Source organism: Niallia sp. FSL W8-0177, assembly GCF_038006285.1.
GTDB classification, from domain to species: Bacteria; Bacillota; Bacilli; order Bacillales; family Cytobacillaceae; genus Niallia; species Niallia circulans_A.
The window spans coordinates 503,750-526,647 of the sequence record NZ_JBBOUX010000001.1 but is presented as its reverse complement, the minus strand read 5'-3'; the positions used below and the strand labels follow the sequence as shown (position 1 = coordinate 526,647).

24 protein-coding genes are annotated in these 22,898 nt (G+C 36.1%); 13 read left to right on the top strand and 11 right to left on the bottom strand.

The window, feature by feature from the left end:
* Positions 1-23: 23 nt before the first annotated feature.
* From NST77_RS02580 to NST77_RS02565, 4 genes are all read right to left on the bottom strand, one after another.
* The gene (locus NST77_RS02580; protein ID WP_171509442.1) at positions 24-1,289 is read right to left on the bottom strand and encodes a molybdopterin molybdotransferase MoeA; all 1,266 of its coding nucleotides are present in this window, start codon (positions 1,287-1,289) and stop codon (positions 24-26) included.
* 103 nt (positions 1,290-1,392) lie between these two features.
* Complete coding sequence (gene moaA, locus NST77_RS02575) at positions 1,393-2,394, bottom strand: GTP 3',8-cyclase MoaA (RefSeq protein WP_095330038.1); 1,002 nt, start codon at positions 2,392-2,394, stop codon at positions 1,393-1,395.
* 133 nt (positions 2,395-2,527) lie between these two features.
* Positions 2,528-2,836 (bottom strand): metal-sulfur cluster assembly factor, encoded by a 309-nt coding sequence (locus NST77_RS02570; protein ID WP_095330039.1) that lies wholly within the window; start codon positions 2,834-2,836, stop codon positions 2,528-2,530.
* Between the two features lie 119 nt (positions 2,837-2,955).
* Positions 2,956-3,744 carry an alpha/beta fold hydrolase gene (locus tag NST77_RS02565; protein WP_095330040.1) on the bottom strand — a complete coding sequence of 263 codons (789 nt, stop codon included), beginning with the start codon at positions 3,742-3,744 and terminating at the stop codon, positions 2,956-2,958.
* Positions 3,745-4,074: 330 nt separating this feature from the next.
* Here NST77_RS02565 and NST77_RS02560 point away from each other — a divergent pair, with 330 nt between their 5' ends.
* The 3 genes from NST77_RS02560 (at position 4,075) to NST77_RS02550 (ending at position 5,367) form a co-directional block, all read left to right on the top strand.
* Positions 4,075-4,893 carry a Cof-type HAD-IIB family hydrolase gene (locus NST77_RS02560; protein WP_095330041.1) on the top strand — a complete coding sequence of 273 codons (819 nt, stop codon included), beginning with the start codon at positions 4,075-4,077 and terminating at the stop codon, positions 4,891-4,893.
* A gap of 135 nt (positions 4,894-5,028) precedes the next feature.
* On the top strand, positions 5,029-5,181 hold the full coding sequence (locus NST77_RS02555) for a hypothetical protein (RefSeq protein WP_162837581.1): 153 nt from the start codon (positions 5,029-5,031) through the stop codon (positions 5,179-5,181).
* On the top strand, positions 5,182-5,367 hold the full coding sequence (locus tag NST77_RS02550) for a DUF3813 domain-containing protein (RefSeq protein WP_095258823.1): 186 nt from the start codon (positions 5,182-5,184) through the stop codon (positions 5,365-5,367). It begins immediately after the preceding gene.
* A 132-nt stretch (positions 5,368-5,499) separates the two neighbouring features.
* On the opposite strand, the gene NST77_RS02545 is transcribed toward NST77_RS02550, so the two are convergent.
* Together NST77_RS02545 and NST77_RS02540 are read right to left on the bottom strand one after the other, a co-directional pair.
* Entirely contained in the window at positions 5,500-5,862 is a 363-nt protein-coding gene (locus tag NST77_RS02545) for a hypothetical protein (RefSeq protein ID WP_095330042.1), read from the bottom strand.
* Positions 5,863-5,875: 13 nt separating this feature from the next.
* The gene (locus tag NST77_RS02540; RefSeq protein ID WP_095330043.1) at positions 5,876-6,700 is read right to left on the bottom strand and encodes a YitT family protein; all 825 of its coding nucleotides are present in this window, start codon (positions 6,698-6,700) and stop codon (positions 5,876-5,878) included.
* Positions 6,701-6,907: 207 nt separating this feature from the next.
* Here NST77_RS02540 and NST77_RS02535 point away from each other — a divergent pair, with 207 nt between their 5' ends.
* The gene (locus NST77_RS02535; protein ID WP_095330044.1) at positions 6,908-7,768 is read left to right on the top strand and encodes a DegV family protein; all 861 of its coding nucleotides are present in this window, start codon (positions 6,908-6,910) and stop codon (positions 7,766-7,768) included.
* Positions 7,769-7,858: 90 nt separating this feature from the next.
* Positions 7,859-7,990: a DUF3941 domain-containing protein gene (locus NST77_RS02530; RefSeq protein ID WP_082138337.1), complete on the top strand. Its 132-nt coding sequence runs from the start codon at positions 7,859-7,861 to the stop codon at positions 7,988-7,990.
* Between the two features lie 556 nt (positions 7,991-8,546).
* Here NST77_RS02530 and NST77_RS02525 read toward each other — a convergent pair.
* A complete protein-coding gene (locus NST77_RS02525) occupies positions 8,547-9,428 on the bottom strand; it encodes a CvfB family protein (protein ID WP_341122710.1) in 882 nt (293 codons plus the stop codon).
* 199 nt (positions 9,429-9,627) lie between these two features.
* On the opposite strand from NST77_RS02525, the gene NST77_RS02520 reads away from it, so the two are divergent.
* From NST77_RS02520 to NST77_RS02495, 6 genes are all read left to right on the top strand, one after another.
* Positions 9,628-10,122: a YajQ family cyclic di-GMP-binding protein gene (locus NST77_RS02520; RefSeq protein WP_095258820.1), complete on the top strand. Its 495-nt coding sequence runs from the start codon at positions 9,628-9,630 to the stop codon at positions 10,120-10,122.
* Positions 10,123-10,253: 131 nt separating this feature from the next.
* Positions 10,254-10,388, top strand: a complete 135-nt coding sequence (locus tag NST77_RS02515; RefSeq protein ID WP_341122709.1) for a hypothetical protein — start codon at positions 10,254-10,256, stop codon at positions 10,386-10,388.
* 169 nt (positions 10,389-10,557) lie between these two features.
* Positions 10,558-11,433, top strand: coding sequence for an SDR family oxidoreductase (locus tag NST77_RS02510; RefSeq protein WP_047943119.1), 876 nt, complete (start codon positions 10,558-10,560; stop codon positions 11,431-11,433).
* A gap of 158 nt (positions 11,434-11,591) precedes the next feature.
* The gene (locus NST77_RS02505) at positions 11,592-13,370 is read left to right on the top strand and encodes an alpha-glycosidase (RefSeq protein WP_341123726.1); all 1,779 of its coding nucleotides are present in this window, start codon (positions 11,592-11,594) and stop codon (positions 13,368-13,370) included.
* Between the two features lie 137 nt (positions 13,371-13,507).
* On the top strand, positions 13,508-14,413 hold the full coding sequence (locus tag NST77_RS02500) for a DMT family transporter (RefSeq protein ID WP_123259789.1): 906 nt from the start codon (positions 13,508-13,510) through the stop codon (positions 14,411-14,413).
* A gap of 256 nt (positions 14,414-14,669) precedes the next feature.
* Positions 14,670-15,770, top strand: coding sequence for a GerAB/ArcD/ProY family transporter (locus NST77_RS02495; RefSeq protein WP_171509440.1), 1,101 nt, complete (start codon positions 14,670-14,672; stop codon positions 15,768-15,770).
* A gap of 49 nt (positions 15,771-15,819) precedes the next feature.
* On the opposite strand, the gene asnB is transcribed toward NST77_RS02495, so the two are convergent.
* Positions 15,820-17,667 (bottom strand): asparagine synthase (glutamine-hydrolyzing), encoded by a 1,848-nt coding sequence (gene asnB / locus NST77_RS02490; RefSeq protein WP_163187648.1) that lies wholly within the window; start codon positions 17,665-17,667, stop codon positions 15,820-15,822.
* Between the two features lie 239 nt (positions 17,668-17,906).
* On the opposite strand from asnB, the gene NST77_RS02485 reads away from it, so the two are divergent.
* Positions 17,907-18,470: a DUF2777 domain-containing protein gene (locus NST77_RS02485; RefSeq protein ID WP_095330058.1), complete on the top strand. Its 564-nt coding sequence runs from the start codon at positions 17,907-17,909 to the stop codon at positions 18,468-18,470.
* 77 nt (positions 18,471-18,547) lie between these two features.
* Here the strand turns inward: NST77_RS02485 and NST77_RS02480 are convergent, their stop codons facing one another.
* The 3 genes from NST77_RS02480 to NST77_RS02470 form a co-directional block, all read right to left on the bottom strand.
* Positions 18,548-19,039: a GNAT family N-acetyltransferase gene (locus NST77_RS02480; protein WP_095330059.1), complete on the bottom strand. Its 492-nt coding sequence runs from the start codon at positions 19,037-19,039 to the stop codon at positions 18,548-18,550.
* Positions 19,029-19,559 carry an NUDIX hydrolase gene (locus tag NST77_RS02475; protein WP_163187646.1) on the bottom strand — a complete coding sequence of 177 codons (531 nt, stop codon included), beginning with the start codon at positions 19,557-19,559 and terminating at the stop codon, positions 19,029-19,031. The genes NST77_RS02480 and NST77_RS02475 overlap by 11 nt, the downstream gene beginning before the upstream one ends.
* A 217-nt stretch (positions 19,560-19,776) precedes the next feature.
* Entirely contained in the window at positions 19,777-21,741 is a 1,965-nt protein-coding gene (locus NST77_RS02470; RefSeq protein ID WP_171509439.1) for a glycoside hydrolase family 127 protein, read from the bottom strand.
* Positions 21,742-21,880: 139 nt separating this feature from the next.
* Between NST77_RS02470 and NST77_RS02465 the strand changes: the two genes are divergently transcribed.
* Positions 21,881-22,744: an AraC family transcriptional regulator gene (locus NST77_RS02465; RefSeq protein ID WP_123257232.1), complete on the top strand. Its 864-nt coding sequence runs from the start codon at positions 21,881-21,883 to the stop codon at positions 22,742-22,744.
* Positions 22,745-22,898 lie beyond the last annotated feature (154 nt).

The window sequence follows — 22,898 nt, the reverse complement described above, 5'->3', positions numbered from 1 at the left end:
GAAAATGCTCTTCTTTTTCCGATCTACAATAATAATTGATTCTGAACCTCTTCCAACAGTATTACCTTTACTATATCCCCACATTTGTATCCAGATTCCCCTCCTGGCAAAATTGTAAGCCCATTGGCAGATGCCAAACTACTAACAATATTTGATTTGTCCATACCGCTAGTCCGAGTTTCTATCTTTCCATTTACAATAGATACCTTACTTCTAATAAGTCGAGTAAAGGAATTGGCATCTGGGAAATTCTCTTTTAATACCGCGTCCACAATAGGTAAGCGCGGGTTTTCTATAAATAAAAGGCTTTTTATGATCGGATTTGTAAATAACTCAAAACCAACATAGCAAGCAGATGGGTTCCCTGAAAGTCCAAATAATAATTTTCCATTTAAATTCGCTACCGTAGTGACACTGCCAGGCCTCATCGCAATTTTATTAAAAAGAACTTCTGCTCCAAGCTTACGGTAAATTTCTGGCAATAAATCATAATCGCCAACTGAAACACCACCTGTTGTTATCAACATATCAACCGAATCTATTTTTTGGCGAATAGCTTCAAAACTTGTTTCCATGACATCTGGCAACTTGCCGAAATAGCGAGGAACCGCTCCTGCTCGTTCAATTTGTGCTAGTATCATATAGGCATTGCTGTTCCTTATTTTTCCTTCCTCCAGTTCCTCATGCACTTCCAATAATTCCGTTCCAGTTGCAAATAAACCTATAGTTGGTTTTTTGGCAACTGGAACTTGTTCTATACCAAATGTTGCTAAAACCGCCACTACTCCTGGATTGATTTTAGTTCCTTTTTTTAATAAGACTTCCCCCTTTTTTACATCCTCTCCTTGAAAAGAGATATTTTCTCCTTTACGTAACATATGATCTATTTTTATATATGTTTGGCCATTTTTTTTCCGCTCTACCGTCTTCTCAAGCATAACTACTGCATCGGCATCACGTGGTAACATGGCTCCTGTCATAATCCTGATTGCTTGGTACTCACCTATTTTTTTGGTCGAAACTTGCCCAGCACCAATTTCATCAATTATTTCAAACTCAACAGGCATTTCACATGATGCTCCATTTGTATCTTTTGCTCGTATTGCAAATCCATCATAGCTGGAACGATTAAATTTAGGCACATCATGTATTGCTTTTATATCTTCACTTAAATAACGGCCATTACAATGATAGATTGAAACATATTCCTTTTCTCCTTCTCTCTTGTGTTCCATCACTCTGCTTATTGCCTCTTCTATTAGGATAGGAACTCTATTTTCCACTGTCATCGACTTTCACTCCTTATTTCCATGAACCAAAAAGAATGATGTATATCCTTCCACCATTCCTCCAAATCTCTTCTGTTGATTTTGTCATTTAATTTGCGACATTTTATCCGCCTATATAAGACATTTCGACTTTTTTTCGCTGTTTTACTGTTTCTTCCGTTCTTTCATCGGAATAACGATCCCTTCTTTGTTCCCAAATGTTTTTTATAAAGCCTTCTAAAGCTGGATCATCTGCTCCTTCTCTAAGAAAATCACGAATATTATGGCCATTCCCATTAAAAAGACAGGTATATAGTTGGCCATTTGCAGAGAGCCGCGCTCTTGTACAGCTAGAGCAAAACGATTCGGAAACGGAGGTAATGAAGCCGACCAGCACACTTGCATCCTTATATTTATACTTTTTAGCTACTTCCCCAAAATAATCAGCCTCTACAGGCTCCAATTCAAAAGACTCTTGTAATTTCGCATATATTTCTTTTTTGGTAATAACATCCTTCATTTTCCATCCGTTAGTACTGCCAACATCCATATATTCAATAAACCGAAGTTCTAGCTCATTTTCTTTACAATAGGTTGCCATTGGAATTATTTCGGAATCGTTCATTCCTTTTTTGATTACCATGTTTATTTTTATACTTAAGCCAGCATTTTGCGCTGCCTCTATTCCTTTTTTTACGGGAGCTACCCCTACATTGCGTCCATTCATCTGACCAAATAATTCATCATTTATACTATCTAAACTAATATTTACTCGCTTAAGACCAGCCTGCTTTAAATCACGGGCATATTTAGGAAGAAAAATTCCATTTGTAGTCAATGCAATATCCTCTAGACCTTCTAGTTGAATAAGTCTGGCAATTAGCACTGGCAAGTCCTTGCGTAACAATGGTTCTCCACCAGTTAACCTAATCTTCTCGACTCCCAATTTTACAAATATCCTAGCTATTCTTTCTATCTCATCATAAGTTAATAATTCACTTGGAGGAAGAAAGGGATAATCTGGACCAAAAATTTCTTTCGGCATGCAGTATTGACACCTTAAATTGCAACGATCAATCACACTAATGCGCAAATCTCTCAATGGGCGATTTAAAAGATCCTTCATATCATGCTTACTCCCTTTCCCTATACATTCACCAAAGTTTCACATTTATCTTTTTATCATACCATTTTTCATAATATACAGTATATTAAAAACAAAGAAAAAAAGAAGGTTTCCCTTCTTCCTCACTCACGGTTTATCGTACGCCTAAGGCAATTTTTGCATATCTGGACATTCTATCTTTTGTCCAAGCTGGCGACCAAACGATATTTACTTCTGTATCTTTAACTTCTGGAATATCTGTTAAAGCTGCTTTTACTTGATCCACAATAACGCCTGCGAGCGGACATCCCATTGCAGTTAGCGTCATGGTTACAACCAATAATCCCTCATCATTCAGTTCTAAGTCATAAACTAATCCTAAGTTTACAATATCAATTCCAAGCTCCGGATCGATAACAAGCTCTAGTGCACCCATTATACTGTCTTTTAATTCTTCATTCATTCAAAGGCACCCCTTATTTTTATTTATGGTAAAACGTATTTATCTATCTTCTAAAAAGGAAGCTTTATCTTTATAGTTACACTATAACAAATAATTATGATTTAAAAAAAGGATTTGAATCACGCTTTTACTAATCCTTCTGCTAAATGTTTCTCAAACCATTCCACCGTTTTCAGCATGGCTCTTCTGCTTACCTTATGGCCAGTATTATCTTCAGAAAGGTATTTTAGGCGATCTGGCGCATCTTTATATAAAGGTTTTATATGCTCATAAAATTGGTGGGAATAAGCATAAGGAACAACTTCATCTTTTTTACCATGCCAGAACATAAGAGGACGTTTTTGTAACATTTCTGGTGCCTTACTTAGGTCCAATTCCTCTAACTGTTTAATTAAATCTTCAATTTCATAATCACTTAATGGAAGCTCGTAGCCCCTCTTCTTTACTTCCGAAATGGTATAATGGGCAAATTTCTCATAATATGGCATTCCCATCAAGCTTACTGCCGTATTAATCCAAGGATACTTTCTTAATGCACCTAATGTAACGATTCCCCCCATACTTGTTCCTACAATCCCAATATATTGTTCATCGATTAGCTCTTTTTCGCTGAAATAATCTTTTATCACTTCTATTTCCTCAATCGTTTTCATCACGATATTCCAGAAATGCATGTTTAATTCCATCGCTGATAATCCTTGGTCTCGCTCTCCATGATACAAACAATCAGGCAATACAACACGAAACCCCTTCTCTGCTAAATGATAAGCGAAATGAAGATTGTGTTCCTTTGCACTAGTGAAGCCATGGGTAAATTGAATATATGGTCGTTTTTGATCATAGTGGTCTTTTTTTACAATATGCAGTACAGGTATTTCCTCTATATGTAATTTTTCAACCAAAATCATCGTTCAGCCCTCCTTTTTGGAAAAAAATAAATGATTCATGTAAAATAAAGGATAACTTCCTCTTTGATGATTAGGGAAACCAATCGGACTTTAAGGACTGTTATTTCCCCCTAATCATGCCATAAGCGAAAAAACGGCAAAGAATAGAAAGGGATTTATCTCTATCATTGATTTTACATAACTTAACATAAGTGAAAGTAGAATTAACGAATAAAGTGTAATAATATTTTATATGTATAAGTAAGTGTAACATGAAGTGGCTTTTTTTTCGAAAATTACGCCCCTTAAAGCTAGAATAAAAATTACTATATTGACACTAAAGGAGACATTATGACAGAAAAACATCTAATTGCCTTAGACCTTGACGGAACGTTATTAAAAGACGATAAAACTATTTCTCCTCTTACCAAAAAAGTCATCCAAAAAGCAATGGAGGATGGTCATGAAGTAATGATTGCAACAGGAAGACCCTTCCGCGCAAGTGAAGCGATTTATCATGAATTAAATTTACATACTCCTATCGTTAACTTTAATGGAGCTTTTATTCATCATCCAAAGGATACCGATTGGGGCTTTTATCATTCTCCCCTTGATATACAAACAGCAAGGGATATTGTCGCCGCCTGCAATGATTACTCATTTCACAATATTATTGCGGAAGTAATGGATGAGGTTTATTATCATTATCACGATGAGAAATTGATTGATATTTTTTCATTAGGAAATCCAAAAGTAACTGTCGGAAATTTATTAGAATTTTTAGAAGCAGCACCTACTTCTATCCTTATTCATGCGGAGGAAGAACATGTTGCAGCCATTCGCAAGCATTTATCTGAAGTTCACGCCGATCTAATTGAACATCGCCGCTGGGCAGATCCATTTCATGTAATCGAAATTGTTAAATTAGGAATAAATAAAGCGATTGGCTTACAAAAAGTTTCTGATTACTACCAAATCCCACAAAGAAATATTATCGCATTCGGCGATGAAGACAATGATTTTGAAATGATTGAGTATGCCGGTAAAGGTGTTGCTATGGGAAATGCGATTGATGAACTAAAGACCCTTGCTAAGGATGTTACTTTATCCAATGAAGAAGACGGAATTGCTGTATATTTAAACGAAGCTTTAAATCTTCGTGTTCGCTAAAGCTGGTTATCATTACCGTCTTTAAAGACTAAAATATCGTCCATACTATAAGCGAAACAGTCACTACTGTTTCCGGGAAAATCAATGCTTCTTTCTGTCTTTCCAATTATACTCTAACACTCGGAGGGATCATCAATGGGAAAACGAAATAAATCGAAACGCTTCGTACAACAAGGAGTAGATTCCGTATCCAAGCATTCCGAACGTATCCCTTATCATATGACATATGCTGAAGCTGAGAGCTATAAAATGTCAAATGAAAGACAGTCTCATGGAGGATTAGAATAAATGGGAAATAGACTTTTTCAAGAAGCCAGACAAGCAGTTGAGGCAGCTAAATATGGAAATGGTAATGATGGCTTAGTGGATAAAGCAAAAAATGCCATAAGCTCTGCTTACGCAAATACCACATCAGCCGAACAACACCAATTAGCTGCATTACAAAAAGAGCTAGAGCAAATTCAGACACACTAATAAAAAAGCAGTCCAAGAAGGAACCCTCCATAAGCGATAGAAAAACAAATGCTTGGGAGAACGGCCTTTTAGGGGCTGCTTTTTCATTACCGAAAGTTTACTCCGGAGTAGCAATTCGCTTTTTTATATCAATTACGAAAATGTTTCTAGCACTACGGAATAGGGATCTCTTCCCTCTTCAGAAAAAAATATAATGATTGTTCCATTCGTCGGTAAATCTTTTTCCTCTATATGAATTTGCAGTGAGAATTGGTTATTACTAACTTGTAATTTCTGGTTTGCGATGAATTCATTGTGACCATCTTCGACAGAATAAAAAATGGTGCCTGTCGTAGTTGCTTTTCCTTCCACAAGATAATTCCCTCTTGTACCACTAACAGTTACATCTTCTATCTTGACTTGCTCTTTTCCTGAGTTAGCTGCTGCTGTTATGGTAAGAAACGGCAGGAAGCTGCTAATTAACATGCATAAGAATACGACAGTCGTTTTTTTCAATATCGTTCCTCCTTTAAGCTTTTCTAAAGAAACCTAGTACGGCTGTTGTTTGCACAACATTTGTAAATGCTTGGGGATCCACTTCTTTAATGATTCGTTCGATATCAAATAGCTCATAACGAGTCACGACAATCATTAGCATTTCCTTTGGCTCATTGGAAAATGCTCCTCTTGCTGGCAAAATCGTAATTCCTCTTACTAATTTTTCATGGATTGCTACTTTTAGCTCAGCTGTTTTCTTCGTAATAATCATTACCGTTAATTTTTGATGGGCTGTATGTATCGTATCAATCACTTTCGTTGCTGCATATAGATTAACGAGCGTATATAACGCTTTTTCCCATCCGAACATAGCACCTGCTGTGATAATAATAGCTCCATTTAGAATAAAGAAATAAGTACCGACAGGCTTATCCTGTACACGGGACAGAATCATAGCGATAATGTCCATGCCTCCTGTTGATGCACCCCACTTTAACGTTAATCCAACCCCCACAGCCGCAATGACACCGCCAAATACAGCATTTAACAATATATCATGGGAATAGCTTGTTTCCGGAATGATTTCCATAAATAAAGACATAAAAGCAACACTTAAAAAACTAAAGAAGGTAAATGATTTTCCGACTTTAATCCAACCAACTATTGCAATTGGAACATTCAGGATAAATAGTAAAAGCCCTGTAGAAATAGGCGTAATTTTGGATATAAGCTGAGCCACTCCTGCAAAACCGCTGGCATATACATCAGCAGGTATCAAGAAAAAATTCATAGCAATCGCATTTAATAGCGCTCCAAAGATAACAACGATTAATTTTTTTGTTAATAACCAATACATAAGTGTCCTCCAATACGATATATAGTAATTTTTACTATTTTCACTTTAACTATTCATTTGTTTTTTCTCTAAAAGTTTTATAAACTACAAATAAGTATGCCTTGTTTTCAAAAAACAAGGCATTTTCAAAGAGATTATCGTTATTTATCATAACCGTACTCCAATAACCATATGTTTTTATAAAAAAAAGAAAGAAGTGGAATGAATATGACTTTTAAAATCCTAGCAGATAGTGCGAGTGATTTACCTCTATCCTATTATGAGAAGAACGAGGTTACACTATTACCGCTAAAGGTTAACTTAGACGGTAAAGAATACGAGGATTTAAAAACGATTGAACCAGCTACTGTTTATAATGCTATACGCAGTGGACAAGTTCCAAAAACATCACAAGTTTCGCCAGCTTTATTTAAAGATGTTTTTACAACATTAGCTCAAAATAATGAAAAAGGTATTTATATTGCTTTTTCTTCGCAATTATCTGGAACATACCAAACAGCAGTAATGATTTCAGAGCAAGTAAAGGAGGAATATCCCGACTTTGCTTTAACCATCATTGATAGCAAATGTGCATCATTAGGTGCTGGTTTAGTGGTTCAAGAAGCAGTGAAACTCCGCGATCAAGGTAAAGACGTAAGTGAAATTATACCACGACTCCAATTCTTATGCGAGCATATGGAGCACTTATTTACTGTCGAAGATCTAGAATATTTAGCAAAAGGCGGACGTGTTTCGAAGGCCTCTGCATTCCTTGGCGGATTACTCAATATAAAACCTTTATTACATGTTGAAGACGGGAAATTAGTTCCTCTTGAAAAAATTCGCGGCAAAAAGAAACTCCTGCGCAGAATGATTGACCTAATAGCAGAACGAGGAGATAAGCTGGATCAACAAGTGTTCGCGATCAGCCACGCAGATGATGAAGCAACAGCTGTGGAAGTAAAAGAAATGATTATGGAAAAATTCCAGCCAAAAGAAGTATTCATTTCCTCTATCGGTGCCTCCGTAGGCTCGCACACTGGTGCTGGAACAATCGCTATTTTCTTCTTAAATAAGCTACCTGAATAAGCACGGTAAAAAGTATAAAATTTACTTCTTTCACTCATACTAACAATGTTCTAACTGAACAAAAGCTGACGTTGAAAGGAGTATTTTTTTATGCCACATACTTCTGATAATGATAAAAAAGCAAAAGACAATAATGCATTGCGTCATGAAAAGAACATGATGCGTGAAAAAAACCGCAAAAAAGGCAAACATCAATACAGTAAAAAGACAGATCATTTGTAAGAAAATGGTTGCTAGATGAATAAGAAAAAGAGCTGCCAGATTATAGGCAGTTCTTTTTGATTGAAAGATTTCAGTTCAGTTTTGGCACTACCTCTAGCTGATGGAAAGTTATCTAAATCATCCTCTATTCCGTTTTGCGGAAAAGGGATCTGAGGTGGATTCTCTGTTCCCGTTTTAGCTTTTCTTTTACCAAACAGGCTCTGAGGCGAGTTCTCTGTTCCCTTTTAGCTTTCTCTTTTCCCAAAACGGGCTCTGAGGCGAGTTCTCTGTTCCCTTTTAGCTTTCTCTTTTCCCAAAACGGGCTCTGAGGCGAGTTCTCTGTTCCCTTTTAGCTTTCTCTTTTCCCAAAACGGGCTCTGAGGCGAGTTCTCTGTTCCCTTTTAGCTTTCTCTTTCCCAAAACGGGCTCTGAGATTGCTTCTCTCTTCCCTTTTATCGTTCTCTACTGCCGAAACGGGCTCTGAGGCGAGCACCTCCTGAATTCCTAGATCTTTCTAAATAAAAAAGGCATTCCAAAGCTATAACCACTTTGAAATCCCCTTATATCCGCCTACATTTTAATTATTTTGATTATCTTCCTTTAAATACGTCCAGCCTTCTTCTTGGTACACTTTATTTTCTTTCATTAGTCTCCCAAGCGCTCGTTTGAACGAACCTTTACTTAAATTAAAACGTTCCTTAATGTCCTCAGGCATACTCTTATCCCCATAAGGCATTGCGCCTTTACGAGTTATTAAATAGTCTAAGATTAGTTGGGAATCTTTATCAAGCGCTTCTTCTTTTCTCGGCAATAATGAAACATTTACAGTTCCATCTAGCTTAACATCAATGATACGCCCATTTACTTTTTCCCCTAATCTTGGTTCCTTGCCTCGCTCAGATTCATGAATAAATCCTTTAAAGCCTTCTGCTGTATAAATCCAGCTTCCTACTTTTGCTGTTCGATAAATATACCCATGAATATTTTTATTAAAATCTTCTCTTGTTGCTTTTGCTGCCATTTCTTCAATAATAGGATCCGTTGCTGGTTTTACATATAAATAGTTATTCTTATTTACCTTTAATGTTATATAAAGCATATCGCCCACTTCTGGCCATACCTCTTCATGTACTGGTAAATCATCTTCCCCTAATAGCATGTCCTTTTTTAGCCCTATATCAAAGAAACAGCCAATTTCTTCTTTGCGGTCTGTTACTTTCACCCAATCGTATTTACCTACTGCAATGGACGGAATAAAGGTACTTGAGCAAGCTCTTCCCTGTGAATCACTATATATAAAAACGCGGACTTCATCCCCCTCTTCAAATTTTTGATCAGTTTCACTGAAGTGTAAAAGCACATCTTCGTCTTCCTCTTCAATTGTCAAAAAATACCCAAAAGATGCAATCCTAGCAACTGTTAATATTTCTACGCGTCCCATATAATCTCTTAACGACATTTTGTTTCCTCCTTAAATTCTTGTCTATTTCAACTTTATCTATATTCTGCTATCCTAATTATTCCCTTATTAACGAATACTTCATGCCTAAAGTTGTTACAACTGCTTAATTTTACTATAATACAAGCATAAAAGAAATTGGATTTACTACAGAGTTGCTTTTAATTTGTGTTAAATTCCAATTAATCAGGAGGTAAATATGGCAAAAGAAAGTTCATTTGACATTGTATCCAAGGTAGATTTTTCGGAGGTTACGAATGCTGTCCAGCTTGCAATGAAAGAAATTCAAAATCGGTATGATTTTAAAGGTAGCAAGAGTAATGTGACGCTGGATAAAGAAGAATTGGTTCTTGTTTCTGATGATGAATATAAATTAGAACAGCTTAAAGATGTTCTTATTAGCAAAATGTTTAAACGTGGTATTCCTATTAAAAACTTGGATTATGGCAAAATCGAAGGTGCTTCCGGCGGTACAGTTCGTCAAAGAGCGAAATTAGTGCAGGGAATTGATCGAGATAATGCCAAAATTATTAATTCATTAATTAAAAACAGTGGCTTAAAAGTGAAAACTCAACAACAGGACGATCAAATTCGGGTTACTGCTAAAAGCCGTGATGATTTACAAAAAATTATTGCTGCTGTGAAAGATGAATCAAAAATTACGATTGATGTACAGTTTGTCAATTATCGTTAATGAAAAATAACAGCGGAAACCAAGCTGGTGAACGCCATTTTTCTTTCAGAACAAGATATTTATGGTGCTCATCATGTGTATGAACACCACTTTTCTTTCAGCACAAGATATTTATGGTGTTCATCATGTGTATGAACGCCACTTTTCTTTCAAAACAAGGTATTTATGGTGTTCATCATGCGGATGAACACCACTTTTCTTTCAAAAAAGGTTTTTATGGCGTTCATCAGGCGGATGAACACCACTTTTCTTTCCAAACAAGATAGTTATGGTGTTCATTAAACAAAGGAACGCCACTTTAATCAAACAACTTTCATCATGCTTACCCCTTCCTTTCCACAACTCCATATCACTCAACCCTATTTTTACCATGTTTATTTAAAAAAATTTGGGAAAAATAAGTAAACATGTACAGAATTAGAAGGAGTGATTGAATTGACTAATAGTAATAAGGAACAATTACAACAAACATTTCCACCACAGCATCAAGATCAGCAGCCAGGCATTCAGACAGAGATGAATCCTATACCTAAAGATGTCGATCCCTCTTATAAAGGCTCTGAAAAATTAAAAGGAAAAACTGCTATCATCACTGGAGGCGATAGTGGAATCGGACGTTCTGTTGCTATCTATTATGCAAAAGAAGGTGCTGATATCACTATCGTATACTTAGATGAGCATGACGATGCCCAAAAGACGAAAGAATTAGTCGAAGCTGAAGGAGTAAAGTGCTTACTGCTTGCTGGGGACATTGGTGATGAAGGCTTCTGTAAAGAGGTTGTAAAAAAGACCGTTTCAGAATTCGGCAAGGTTAATATTCTTGTAAATAATGCTGCAGAGCAACATCCACAATCAAGCATTCTAGATATCACGTCAGAACAATTAGAAAAAACTTTCCGCACCAATATTTTCTCAATGTTTCACTTAACAAAAGCCACTCTGCCCCACTTACAAAAAGGAGATGCGATTATTAATACAACGTCTATTACTGCGTATAAAGGTAATGAGACATTAATTGATTATTCCGCAACAAAAGGAGCTATTACGGCTTTCACTCGTTCCTTATCAGGCTCTCTTGCGGAACAAGGAATTCGAGTCAATGGGGTAGCACCAGGGCCAATTTGGACGCCACTTATCCCATCTACTTTTGATAGTGAGCAAGTTGCTTCTTTTGGAGGAAATACTCCTTTTAAACGTGCTGGCCAACCTTGTGAACTTGCCCCAGCGTATGTATATTTAGCTAGCAATGATTCTACCTATGTAACTGGACAGGTTATCCATGTCAACGGCGGTACGATTGTTAACGGCTAATCTTTTTATATAAATTCACTCAGAATCGCTCGCATGCATTTTGCGAGCGATTTTTTTTAATGTAAACAATTCGCTTCTCTCCTTTTAAAATCTAGCTAAACTGGCAACACTAGTGGCAAAAGAGATAGCAAGATTACAAAGGGAGTGTGAGAAAAGTGATTGATTTAGCCTCTATTTACCATCGCAGTGGAGATAATTACTGTTATTTACAAAATAAAGACACTCTCCATATCCGGATCCGGACAAAAAAGGCAAATGTCACTGAAATAGAATTAATCTATGGAGATCAATACGAAATAGTCGACTATCAGTGGGTATCCCAGCGGTTATCGATGGAAAAAAGCGGTTCTGATTCTCTATTTGATTATTGGCATTGTACGATAACAAATAAAAAAAGAGTTCGCTATGGCTTTATTCTCCGAGATTCGGAACAGCAAGTAACTTATACCGAAAAGGGATTCTTTCCATTTATTCCAGAAGATGCTGGCTTTTACTTTTGCTTGCCATATCTTCATCTGAAAGACGTTTTTACTCCACCATCTTGGGTATCACAAACGATTTGGTATCAAATTTTTCCAGAGCGTTTCCGCAATGGGGATAGCTCTTTAAATCCAGTTGATACTGCACAATGGGGACAAGAGGAGCCTGGCTTATATAATTTCTTCGGCGGAGACTTTCAAGGTATTATGGACTCCCTAGACTATCTTACAGACCTTGGGATTACAGGGATTTATCTTACTCCAATTTTTCACGCTAAAAGCAATCATAAATACGATACGATTAACTATTTAGAAGTAGACCCGCAATTTGGCGATAGGGAGATGCTTAAGTACCTTGTGAAAGAATGTCATAATCGAGGGATTCGAGTGATGCTTGATGCCGTTTTCAATCATTGCGGCTATCATTTTCCGCCCTTTCAAGATGTACTAAAGAATGAAGAGCGTTCACGCTATAAAGATTGGTTCCATATACATAAATTTCCGTTAAAAGAAAATGATATGCTGCATTATGAAACATTCGGTTTCTATGAAGCCATGCCTAAATTTAATACAGCCAATCCAGAAGTAAAAGAATATCTACTTCATGTAGCGAAATATTGGATTACAGAATGTGATATTGATGGCTGGCGCTTAGATGTTGCCAATGAGATTGACCATGAATTTTGGCGTTCCTTCCGATCTGTTGTAAAATCATTAAAGCCTGACATTTTCATTCTCGGGGAAATTTGGCATGATTCCTTACCGTGGTTAAGAGGAGATCAATTTGATTCGGTAATGAATTATCCATTACTAACAAAAGCATTACAATTTTTTGCATATGATATGATTTCCCCTCAACAATTTATGGAAGAAATGACCACAACCTTACAAGCCTATCCAGATACAGTCAATAATGTATTATTTAATATTATCGGCAGTCATGATACACCACGAATTCTTCATGAATGCAGCTACCGGAAAGAACGAGTGAGGCTTTTATTTACCTTTCTTTTCACCTACCCTGGCACCCCTTGTATATATTATGGAGATGAAATCGGCTTAGGTGGCGGCAGCGATCCTGGATGTCGAAAATGTATGCCTTGGAATACAGAAGAACATGATACGGAGCTAAAAGAATTTGTTAAGCGATTGATTCAAGTACACAAACAAAGTTCCCCTCTTATCAATAATGGCACTTTTTATTTTCTATCCCAGTCTGATTCCTGTTTAGCCTATTATACAAAAGAGGAAGAGGAAATTCTTTTAACGGTTATCAATAAGAGTGACAAGGAAGCACAATTTCTTCTCCCCTTTCCATTACGCGGAAAAAAAATCTCTCTTTTATTAACAGAAGAAGAGTATGCTGCTGAATCAGATGATCTTGCCGTAATACTAGGACCATATGAATGCAGTATCCTTCGTTTCAATATGAATTATGAATATATCCATACAAGGTAATCTATCAGGCGAACATCGATTAAGATGATCACCTGATTCTTTTTTCCAAAAGATGCAAAATAATGATTGTTTCCTATCTTTGAACGTACTATATTTACTATTATATCGAATTGTTACAATTGTCAGGGGGAAACAAAGTGAATCAGCAAACAGTACCTAAATCCATTGGGATTCCACTCCTTATATCGATTATCGCTATCTCATTTTCTGCGATTTTCGTAAAATGGTCGGAGGCACCTGCCACTATTTTAAGTATGTACAGGATGTGGCTTGCCTGTCTTATTATGATTCCTATGGTCTACATCCATCGAAATGATTTTAAAAAACTAACAAAAAGAGATTGGGCATTCTTATTTTTTTCAGGCTCTTTTTTGGCATTGCATTTTGCCCTATGGTTTAGTTCTCTAAAGTTTACTACGGTAGCCAGCTCTACGATTATATTGGCTTTACAGCCTATTGTTTCTCTTCTTGGCGGGTTTATTTTCTTTCGGGAGAGAACTACCTCTACTGCTATTATGACTATGGGGATTGCCATTATTGGGGCGATAATGATTGGCTGGGGAGACATTGGATTAGACAGCAATGCTATTATAGGAGATGTTCTTTCTTTCTTAAGTGTAATTGCTGTAGTCGGCTACTTATTAATCGGTCAAAATATTATCAAAAAAATGACTCACTGGATCTATACGTTTACTGTTTTCTTTTTCGCTGCTTGTTTGTTAACCGTTTATAATCTATTGGCTGGTGAGGCATTAACAGGCTATTCTGGCAGAGAATGGGGTATATTTGTTTTGCTTGCGATTGTTCCAACACTTGCACATGTCATTAATAATTGGTTACTTAATTATGTTAATGCAACAACTATTTCCATGAGTATTCTCGGTGAGCCAGTCGGAGCCACACTTTTAGCTGTTTTACTATTGAATGAGCAATTAATCTTCGCACAACTTTTAGGTGGATTACTCGTTTTGTTCGGGGTGTTCTTTTTCCTCCTACAAAAGCAACCTAAATCTACCATTACGCAAGAAAAACCAATTGGTTAGATTAACAAGGAAACAGCAAGACTAGAATATAATCAAATATGATTTTTATAAGGCGAGCTATTCAATATATTTAAGTGCAATAGATAATAGTGTAAATCTTAGGCCGGAAATATTATTCCGGCCCTTTTTCTTTCCAAACCTCACCAATCAATCCTTTAAAAATCGCAAAAATCTTTTCCTCTTCTGCATATTCCTAGTAAATTAGCAAATACTACTTTAAGCATATACCATATTTCTAATTAGGAGATTCTTTTTCATGCTAAAAGAAAATCTATCTTTAAGTCAGTTATTTGCCATTATTATAGGCTTTAACTTAGGGACAACGCTTGTGGTGGTGCTTGGTATTACAGCAAAAGAGGATGCTTGGATTACCGTTCTTCTATCTACCATTATCGGCTTAGTAGTGTCCTCCTTTTTTCTTCATATAAATGAGCTAGTACCTTCTAAAAATTTGTTTGAAATTATTGAGTTTGGATTCAATAGATTTATGGCAATCCCTATTACCCTCGTCTATTCCCTTTATTTTTTTTATCTAGCCGCAAGAACGATCAGGGATTTTGGGGAATTAACATCTACCTTTATCCTTCCTTTAACTCCTATTGAAATCATCGTTATTACTTTAATGCTTATTATTGGCTATATTTTGTATTTGGGAATTGAAATCTTAGGGCGGACAACAGAAATATTTACTCCATACTCAGCAGTATTTCTGATCTTGCTTATTATCTTTTTATTTGCTAGTGGCAATCTGTCTATTACAAAGATTCAACCTGTATTAGCAAGAGGGATACTACCAATAGTGAAGGCTATATTTCCAATCGAAGTGAGTAGACCTTATGGAGAAATGCTTGTTATGACGTGTATATTTCCTCTCATAACGAATGTAAAATGGAGAAAAAAATCTGTTCTAGCTTCCGTAGCTGTATCAGGTTTTTTGCTCACCATTGCTACATTAATTATTATTTTATCATTAGGGATTAATACTTCCTCCAGGGCTACATTTCCCCTTTTAAGTACGACAAGACTTATTTCAATTGGAGAGTTTATTGAAAGAATAGATGCTCTAGCTGTTTTTATTATCATATTAGGAATAGTTATCAAGAGCTCTATCTTTATTTATTCCGGCTTAAAGGGATTAGAATATATTTTTAAACAGCCCTATCGCTTCTATGTTGTACCTATTATTTGTCTTATTTCGATGTTTTCTATTTTCATTAGTATGGAAATAAATGACCATGTTCGAGAAGGTGCAGTGGTTGTTCCGTATCTCCTATATATACCTTTGCAATTTGCCTTCCCTTGCTTTTTATTATTTATTCTATTAATCAAGAAGGTTAAATCACATAACAATCCCTAGCTAGCAGAGTCATTCCTGCTAGCTAGGGATTGTTTAATTATTCACTATTTTATTCGACAATATTAATCTGATAGTCTTTAAACCAATAATGGATTTGTACTAAATGGGCAAGTAATTGTGGACCTGTCATCAATTGGCCGAACCATGGTTCTTTAAATGCAGAGCCTTCTGTTTCAATAATTTCGGTGAGACTTTCCTTATCAAAGAATTCATATAAAACAGAACTTTTATCTGCTAAAGCACTTTTCAGCATATCACTTACTGTTTTTGTGTAAATGGGATTATGTGTTTTAGGATATGGACTTTTTTTGCGATAGAGCACTTCATCTGGTAGGATTCCTTCTAACGCTTTCCGTAATAATCCTTTCTCTCTTCCCATGTAATTTTTCATTTCCCATGGTACATTCCACACATATTCAACTAAACGATGGTCAGCAAATGGTACACGCACCTCTAGGCTTGCTCCCATACTCATTCTATCTTTCCGCTCTAATAAAGTAGTCATAAACCATAATTGATTGAGATAAAACAATTCTCGACGCTTAGCATCTTCTTTACTTTCTCCTGCTAACTTTGGTGTTTCTGCAATGGTTTGATTATATTTATCCATCATATAATCTTCTAATTGCAATTTATTGCTCCACGAATCTTTCAATAAGTTTTGTCGTTCTTGGATCGATCTCATCCATGGAAAGCCTCCTCTTTGCAAATCGGCCTCTCTTCTAAACCATGGATAGCCTCCAAAAATTTCATCTGCGCATTCCCCAGATAAGCTAACGACAAAGTCTTTTTTTATTTCTCGACAAAACCATAAAAGGGAAGAATCTACATCTGCCATACCAGGCACATCTCTGACTGTTACTGCCTCATGTAAAAAGTCAGCTAATGTCTCTTGGGTGATGATACAATTATGGTGAATGGTTCCAAATGTATCTGTCATTTTTTTTATATACACACCATCTGAATTTGGCTGAAATTCATTTGCTTTAAAGAACTTATCATTGCCTTCATAATCGATGGAATACGTATGAAGCGGTCCTTTCCCTGTTCTTTTATATTCCATGGAAGCAATTGCTGTAATAGCACTTGAATCCACTCCACCTGAAAGAAACGTGCTTAATGGTACATCTGATACTAATTGTCTTTTCACAGCATCTTTAAAAAGAAAGCGTACTTTTTCGACCGTTTCCTCAAAAGTATCCGTATGTTCTTCACTCTTCACATTCCAATAACGCCATACTTTAAGTCCATCCTGAGTAAATTTTAATGCATGCCCTGGCCGAAGCTCTTTAATCCCTTTGAAAATACCACTTCCTGGTGTATGAGAAGGTCCAAGTGCAAACACCTCAGCTAACCCTTCTCTATCCAGCTCTGCTTTCACATTTGGATGGGCTAGTAATGCCTTCAATTCCGACCCAAAAATAAAACCAGTGCTAATTTCCGTGTAAAATAATGGTTTCACTCCTAAACGATCTCTTCCAATAAATAAGGAGTTCCGTTTCTCATCCCAAACAGCAAAAGCAAATATTCCGTTTAAGTATTGCAGACAATCTTCTCCCCACTCCATATAGGAAGTAAGTAAAACTTCTGTATCAGAATGACCTTGAAATGAATATCCTTTTATTAGTAATTCTTTTCTTATGTCTTCAGTATTATACAACTCACCATTGTAGCAAATAGTGTAGTGAAATTCTTGTTTTTCTTTTGTCATTGGTTGAATACCATTTAGCGGATCTACTACCACTAAGCGTTTATGACCGAATCCTGCATGTAATGCAGTCCAAACATTTGTATCATCAGGGCCTCTTTTTGCCAATGTTTCAGCCATAGCCGATAAAATTTCCGACTCGTTTCTTAAATCTTTTTTGTAATCAACCCAACCTGTTATTCCACACATGATTATCATCCTTTCTTTCGTGGAACTTATGATTAGATACCAATCAATCAGTATGAGGTATTCTATGCACCAAATCAAAAATGGTTATTTGTCCATAACAGGTTTATATATGTTCCATTCAAAAAAGAGAAATTAATCGTTTTCAATGTTTTAAGGAAGGAAAAAGAAGGATTAGTTATAAAATTTTGTTTATCTGTCTAAAAAGAATTTATGGGCGTGTAATCTTTGGGAGGTTTACAATGAACAATCAGCATAGATCAAAACTTATTGAATTTCAAACACGTGCCTTTACGAAAGGTACAGTCGAATATATAAATAATCAATGGATTTTTTTTGATGAAGAAACAGAAGAAGCAGCCATGCTGGATGAATATTTACACCAAGAAATTGAGATACGTTCTTTCAATCGCTGGCGAAAAGGCATTCTCCTGGAGGATGGCAAAGTAAATGTTTCTGGTACCATTCATTTTCTAGAGCACGAAGATCCTATCCGCATAAGAAAACACCTTGTGTTTGCTTTAGAAGAATTATTAGACGACTTAAGCGACGATAGCTTTTATCAGTTTATCACTACTTTAAATTCGATGAAGTTCTCCATATACGATTGTATATACTGTTATAATCATCTTACTTTTTTAAAGGATGAAAAACGAAAGAACGGGGTTAATATGATGATTTTTGATAATGAAGAAGGACTTTGTAGTGTTAATCATCATTTCTTTTATAATGAAAAAAGCACAGACCGCTTTGAATTCACCTTAAATACTGGAAAACGAATGATTGTGGAAAAATTGACTTCTTAAAAATGATCTGAATAAACTGTCGACAGAATGAATGCCTGCCGACAGTTTTCATTGTCTGATAAGCAATCGAAGCTCCCTTATTTCCATCCAAAAACAACTTCCGTTAATTTTTTGCCGCCTATTTCAACTTCTTCAGTCCCGATTCTTTTCCCGCCATTGGCTTCATAAAACTTACAAGCCGGATTATCTGCTAAAGCCAAAATAATCATCGGGAAGAGACCGATTTCCTTTAAATATTCCATTACCTTTTTTACTAACAAGCTTCCAATCCCTTGTCCTTGAAATGCTTCCAAAAGGTAGATGGCGTATAACTCACCAACATAACCTGGATACTGTCCGCTTCTTTCTTTTCCTCCATTAGCGAAACCAATAATTTCTCCAGTTTCATTTTCAGCAACAAAGACACTTCCAGTCGGGATTGCTTTCTTCCATATCTCTTCTCTTTCCTCATAATTAAGCCTTTCTAAAAATAAATCCGGAACTATTCCTTTATAAGTAGTGCGCCAACTATCTACATGTACTTTTGCAATCCTTTTGGCATCCTCATCCTTCGCTTTTCTAATAATCATCTGTGCTCTCCTTTTTTCCTTCTATTTGGAGGGATTTCTTCACTTCCCATTTCTCAAACCAAGTTACTTCAAGTCCAATTGAACCTGTTTGTATCCACTCTATTGCCTTTAGCACAAGTGGAGAAGCATTATGTATAGACAGATCGTTTAAGGCGACCCATTCCGCACCAAACGAATCCTGTCCTTCAAATTGCTTTGGTATTGAAATTTCCCCGCCTACTTTCCTTACTGTATAAAAAGCAGCGATATGATGAATATGAGTATATTCTCTCCATATACAAGGAAATAAAAAATCAGCCATACCTATTTGCTTCTCTATGGCAATCTTTATCCCCGTCTCTTCGAGAAACTCTCTCCTCATGGCTGTCGCCAAACTTTCCTCTGGTTCCAAGCTTCCTCCTGGCAAATCAAAGCGATTAGCATAAGGTCCTCTTTTCTTATGTATTACGAGTAATTTATCATTTTCCGTGTTAACCCCATACACCCCAAACGGCCGATGAAACTTTCTCTCTTCTTTCAATCCTATCCCCCCCTATTCATTTGATTGCACTCTTTCTAAAGATAATTAACTTGATTTTATCAGAATTCAAAAGCTTACTCCATTCTCTAAAACCAACTACTATTGTTATAGTCAGCATGCTTCCAGAAAGAAGGAAGCCTTCTCCCATGTATCCATTATTTCTCCAAAAAAGTAAAAAAGCATAAGGAAGTCTATCTATCCTTATGCTTTAAGCACTCTACTTATATAGCCATACAACCATTTCACATTCTCCTCTATTTCCCCAGGAATAATAAGGAATGAGTGTAAGTTCTTTCTTTTCTGTATTCCCCCTGAAATTAAATTGGTATAATGTTTCATGCCAACTTCTATCGACTAGTTCATGATCTGCTTCCACCATAAGTTGAGTAATCCCATTTAATACACCTGGCTGATAGCATACCTTTGCCCATTCAAGGTTTTTGGGGTTGATATGATAGGTTTGTAGTTTCTCTTCATTATCTATCGATTCTGCACAGTAAACAAAAGGGCCCCTTTGTATAGCTATACGATTAACATCGGCAACTACGTTAGGATTTGCCGTGACAGCCAACACTGGTGTCTCAAAGACAAGTTCCACTATTTCTCCATTCCACTTCCTTTTTAATTCCATATAGCCATCAATCATATTTATTTCGATTGTAGTTCCTTCCACATATAGTAATGGATTTTTTAGCCACTCGGGAATACGAATTTTTAAAGTAACTAATTGCCCATCCGTTTTGAGGCGATATTTCACCCTATTTTGCTTCGGAAATTCTGTCATTTGCTCTAAGGTGCCTCCCGGAAAGTCTAGGTTACTAGAAACAAATAGATTGCTGTAAATGATTTGTCTTTCTTCATCCCATGTATAAAAGTAACGCTGGATGGAACCGATTGTTCGCGCAAAGTTTGGCGGACAGCAAGCACAACCAAGCCAATTTGGCCGCTGGGACTTCACATGCCCTTGCCCAGGATTATTCTTACTTATGGACGGATATACTTCCAGTGGATTCACATAGAAAAAATGTTCTCCATCAATAGATGCTCCAGAAAGAGCACCATTATATAATGCCCGTTCCATAATCTCTATGTATTCTGCCTTTTGTTCTATTTTAAACATCTCATACGCAAAATAAATAAGAGCGATAGAGGCACATGTCTCACAGTACATGGTGTCATTCGGCAAATCATATTCACCTGTAAATGCCTCCCCATGAACAGTAGAACCAACACCAGCAGTTATATACATCTTCTTCTTGATAACGTCCCGCCAAATTTCTTTACAAGCCATAAATAGTTGTTCATCGTTTGAATGTTTTGCAATCCTTGCCATCCCAGTTGCCATATACAACATTCGAACTGCATGGCCAACTGCTGTTGTCTGCTTTTTCGGCTGAATATATGCTTGTAAATACTTTAAATCAATCTTTGGATGCTCATTTGTTATTCCGTCTTTATTGTTTTGCTCTACTTGCTTGTCATAGAATAATGGATCTTTTCCTCTCACATCTATAAAGAAGGCTGCTAAATCTAAATATTTCTTCTCCCCAGTAAACTCATACAATTTTGCTAACGCTAGTTCAATTTCTTGGTGACCATCAGCTCCCTGTATTTTTCCTTCTTCATAACCAAAATGCTTTGCAATATTGTCTACTACCTTTAATGCAATCTGCAATAATGCTCTTTTCCCTGTAGCTTCTGTATAGCCTATAGCCGCTTCAATTAAGTGTCCAGCGCAATATAATTCATGACTATAGTACAGCTCACGATATTTTCTATTAGGAAATTTCACTTGAAAAAAAGTTTGTAAATAGCCATCTTTTTCTTGTGCCTTGCCAATTAAATCGATGACACTGTCAGCAAGCTCCTCTAATTCCTTATCTGGAGAAATTTGCAAACTGTATGAAACTGCTTCTAGCCATTTGTACACATCACTATCTTGAAAAAACCAGCCGTAATGTTCTCCACCTTTTAATCCAGCTGCTATGCGAAAATTTTCGATAGCATTGCTTTTCTCTGCTGGTAAACTCTCATCCTCTCTTTCCCTCTCAATATTAATATCCATATCGTTATCCATCACTTTATATTGAAAGGGAATTGTTTTGTGCTTAATATTTTTGACATAATAATTCCAAAATGTATCCTTTATATGCACCTTGTTTAAGGCAAATTCACTTAACAATTTACTTCCTCCATTCCTTTTTGACACCGTTTTCAATAGTTTAACTGTTTTCACGTATGATGTAAGTAGGATAACAAATAGATGTGGTGGACATAAACTAGATGATCATGCTACCATATCTTCAAAAGGAGGAAAAAAGATGCAAGAAACGTATATACTTTCCCGTCTAACAGGAGCGGTACCCTTTCATTCAGCTGGTTTATTTGTGTCAGATGTTCCATGGTCTCATGCACCAAGAAAAAATCCAAATGAAGAAATTATCCTATGTATTTCTGGTACTCTCTATTTAGAGGTAGATAATACCGCATATGAATTAAAAGAAAATGAATTTCTTTTCATTCCTGCCAACACATCCTTTAAAGGTAGTAAACACTCAGAAAAGGGCCTATCATTCTATTGGTTCCACTTTTATCTTCCACAAGGAAAAAAGGCTGTTTCAAATCCCTACGCACAAAAAAGCTCCTCTCCAGAAATATATTTACCTTTGTATTCATCTGAAATGAATCTTTCTAAAACCATCATTTTGTTAAATCAATTAATCGCAAGCATGAAATCATCTCAAACAAATAATGGTTTTCTTGATTATTTAGTAACAGCTATCCTATTAGAGCTTAGTGAGGAAGCCCGTAGTGTCTATGAAGATTCTGCCGAGAGAGAACCACATAATCGTTTCTTACACTATGTAAAAGAATGGATTCGGATGAACAGCAATCACCCCTTAACAATAGAAGAAATCGCCAATCATTTTGGATATAATAAAGCTTACTTATCACATACTTTTTCAAAAAATATCGGAACAACAATTAGCCAATTTATTCTTCAAGTTAGATTAGAGAAGGCAAAATCATTATTATTAAACACGAATGATACTGTTACGAAAGTTGCTGCCGACTGTGGTTTTAAAGATGAGAAATATTTTATGAGAGTATTTAAGCAAACAGAAAACATGACACCAACTGCTTTCCGTTCTGCCTTAAGGCATATTAAATTAAATAATATTTAAGATAATGATACTATAAACTTAATAAACTTTATCAATAAAAATATTAACATTAATATTAATCATTCTTTGGATTAAAAGAAAACATTTACAGAGATTAATTTCCGTGTTATTTTTTGTATAAGAAAGAAACTTTACAGTTAATCAAACATACTGA

What these genes read in the sequence shown, in the direction of transcription:
- NST77_RS02580 (WP_171509442.1), bottom strand. Translation starts at nt 1,289, where the DNA reads ATGACAGTGGAAAATAGAGTTCCTATCCTAATAGAAGAGGCAATAAGC.
- NST77_RS02520 (WP_095258820.1), top strand. Translation starts at nt 9,628, where the DNA reads ATGGCAAAAGAAAGTTCATTTGACATTGTATCCAAGGTAGATTTTTCG.
- NST77_RS02535 (WP_095330044.1), top strand. Translation starts at nt 6,908, where the DNA reads ATGACTTTTAAAATCCTAGCAGATAGTGCGAGTGATTTACCTCTATCC.
- NST77_RS02565 (WP_095330040.1), bottom strand. Translation starts at nt 3,744, where the DNA reads ATGATTTTGGTTGAAAAATTACATATAGAGGAAATACCTGTACTGCAT.
- NST77_RS02570 (WP_095330039.1), bottom strand. Translation starts at nt 2,836, where the DNA reads ATGAATGAAGAATTAAAAGACAGTATAATGGGTGCACTAGAGCTTGTT.
- NST77_RS02555 (WP_162837581.1), top strand. Translation starts at nt 5,029, where the DNA reads ATGGGAAAACGAAATAAATCGAAACGCTTCGTACAACAAGGAGTAGAT.
- NST77_RS02530 (WP_082138337.1), top strand. Translation starts at nt 7,859, where the DNA reads ATGCCACATACTTCTGATAATGATAAAAAAGCAAAAGACAATAATGCA.
- NST77_RS02485 (WP_095330058.1), top strand. Translation starts at nt 17,907, where the DNA reads ATGAACAATCAGCATAGATCAAAACTTATTGAATTTCAAACACGTGCC.
- NST77_RS02480 (WP_095330059.1), bottom strand. Translation starts at nt 19,039, where the DNA reads ATGATTATTAGAAAAGCGAAGGATGAGGATGCCAAAAGGATTGCAAAA.
- asnB (WP_163187648.1), bottom strand. Translation starts at nt 17,667, where the DNA reads ATGTGTGGAATAACAGGTTGGGTTGATTACAAAAAAGATTTAAGAAAC.
- moaA (WP_095330038.1), bottom strand. Translation starts at nt 2,394, where the DNA reads ATGAAGGATCTTTTAAATCGCCCATTGAGAGATTTGCGCATTAGTGTG.
- NST77_RS02540 (WP_095330043.1), bottom strand. Translation starts at nt 6,700, where the DNA reads ATGTATTGGTTATTAACAAAAAAATTAATCGTTGTTATCTTTGGAGCG.
- NST77_RS02550 (WP_095258823.1), top strand. Translation starts at nt 5,182, where the DNA reads ATGGGAAATAGACTTTTTCAAGAAGCCAGACAAGCAGTTGAGGCAGCT.
- NST77_RS02525 (WP_341122710.1), bottom strand. Translation starts at nt 9,428, where the DNA reads ATGTCGTTAAGAGATTATATGGGACGCGTAGAAATATTAACAGTTGCT.
- NST77_RS02465 (WP_123257232.1), top strand. Translation starts at nt 21,881, where the DNA reads ATGCAAGAAACGTATATACTTTCCCGTCTAACAGGAGCGGTACCCTTT.
- NST77_RS02560 (WP_095330041.1), top strand. Translation starts at nt 4,075, where the DNA reads ATGACAGAAAAACATCTAATTGCCTTAGACCTTGACGGAACGTTATTA.
- NST77_RS02515 (WP_341122709.1), top strand. Translation starts at nt 10,254, where the DNA reads ATGAACGCCACTTTTCTTTCAAAACAAGGTATTTATGGTGTTCATCAT.
- NST77_RS02495 (WP_171509440.1), top strand. Translation starts at nt 14,670, where the DNA reads ATGCTAAAAGAAAATCTATCTTTAAGTCAGTTATTTGCCATTATTATA.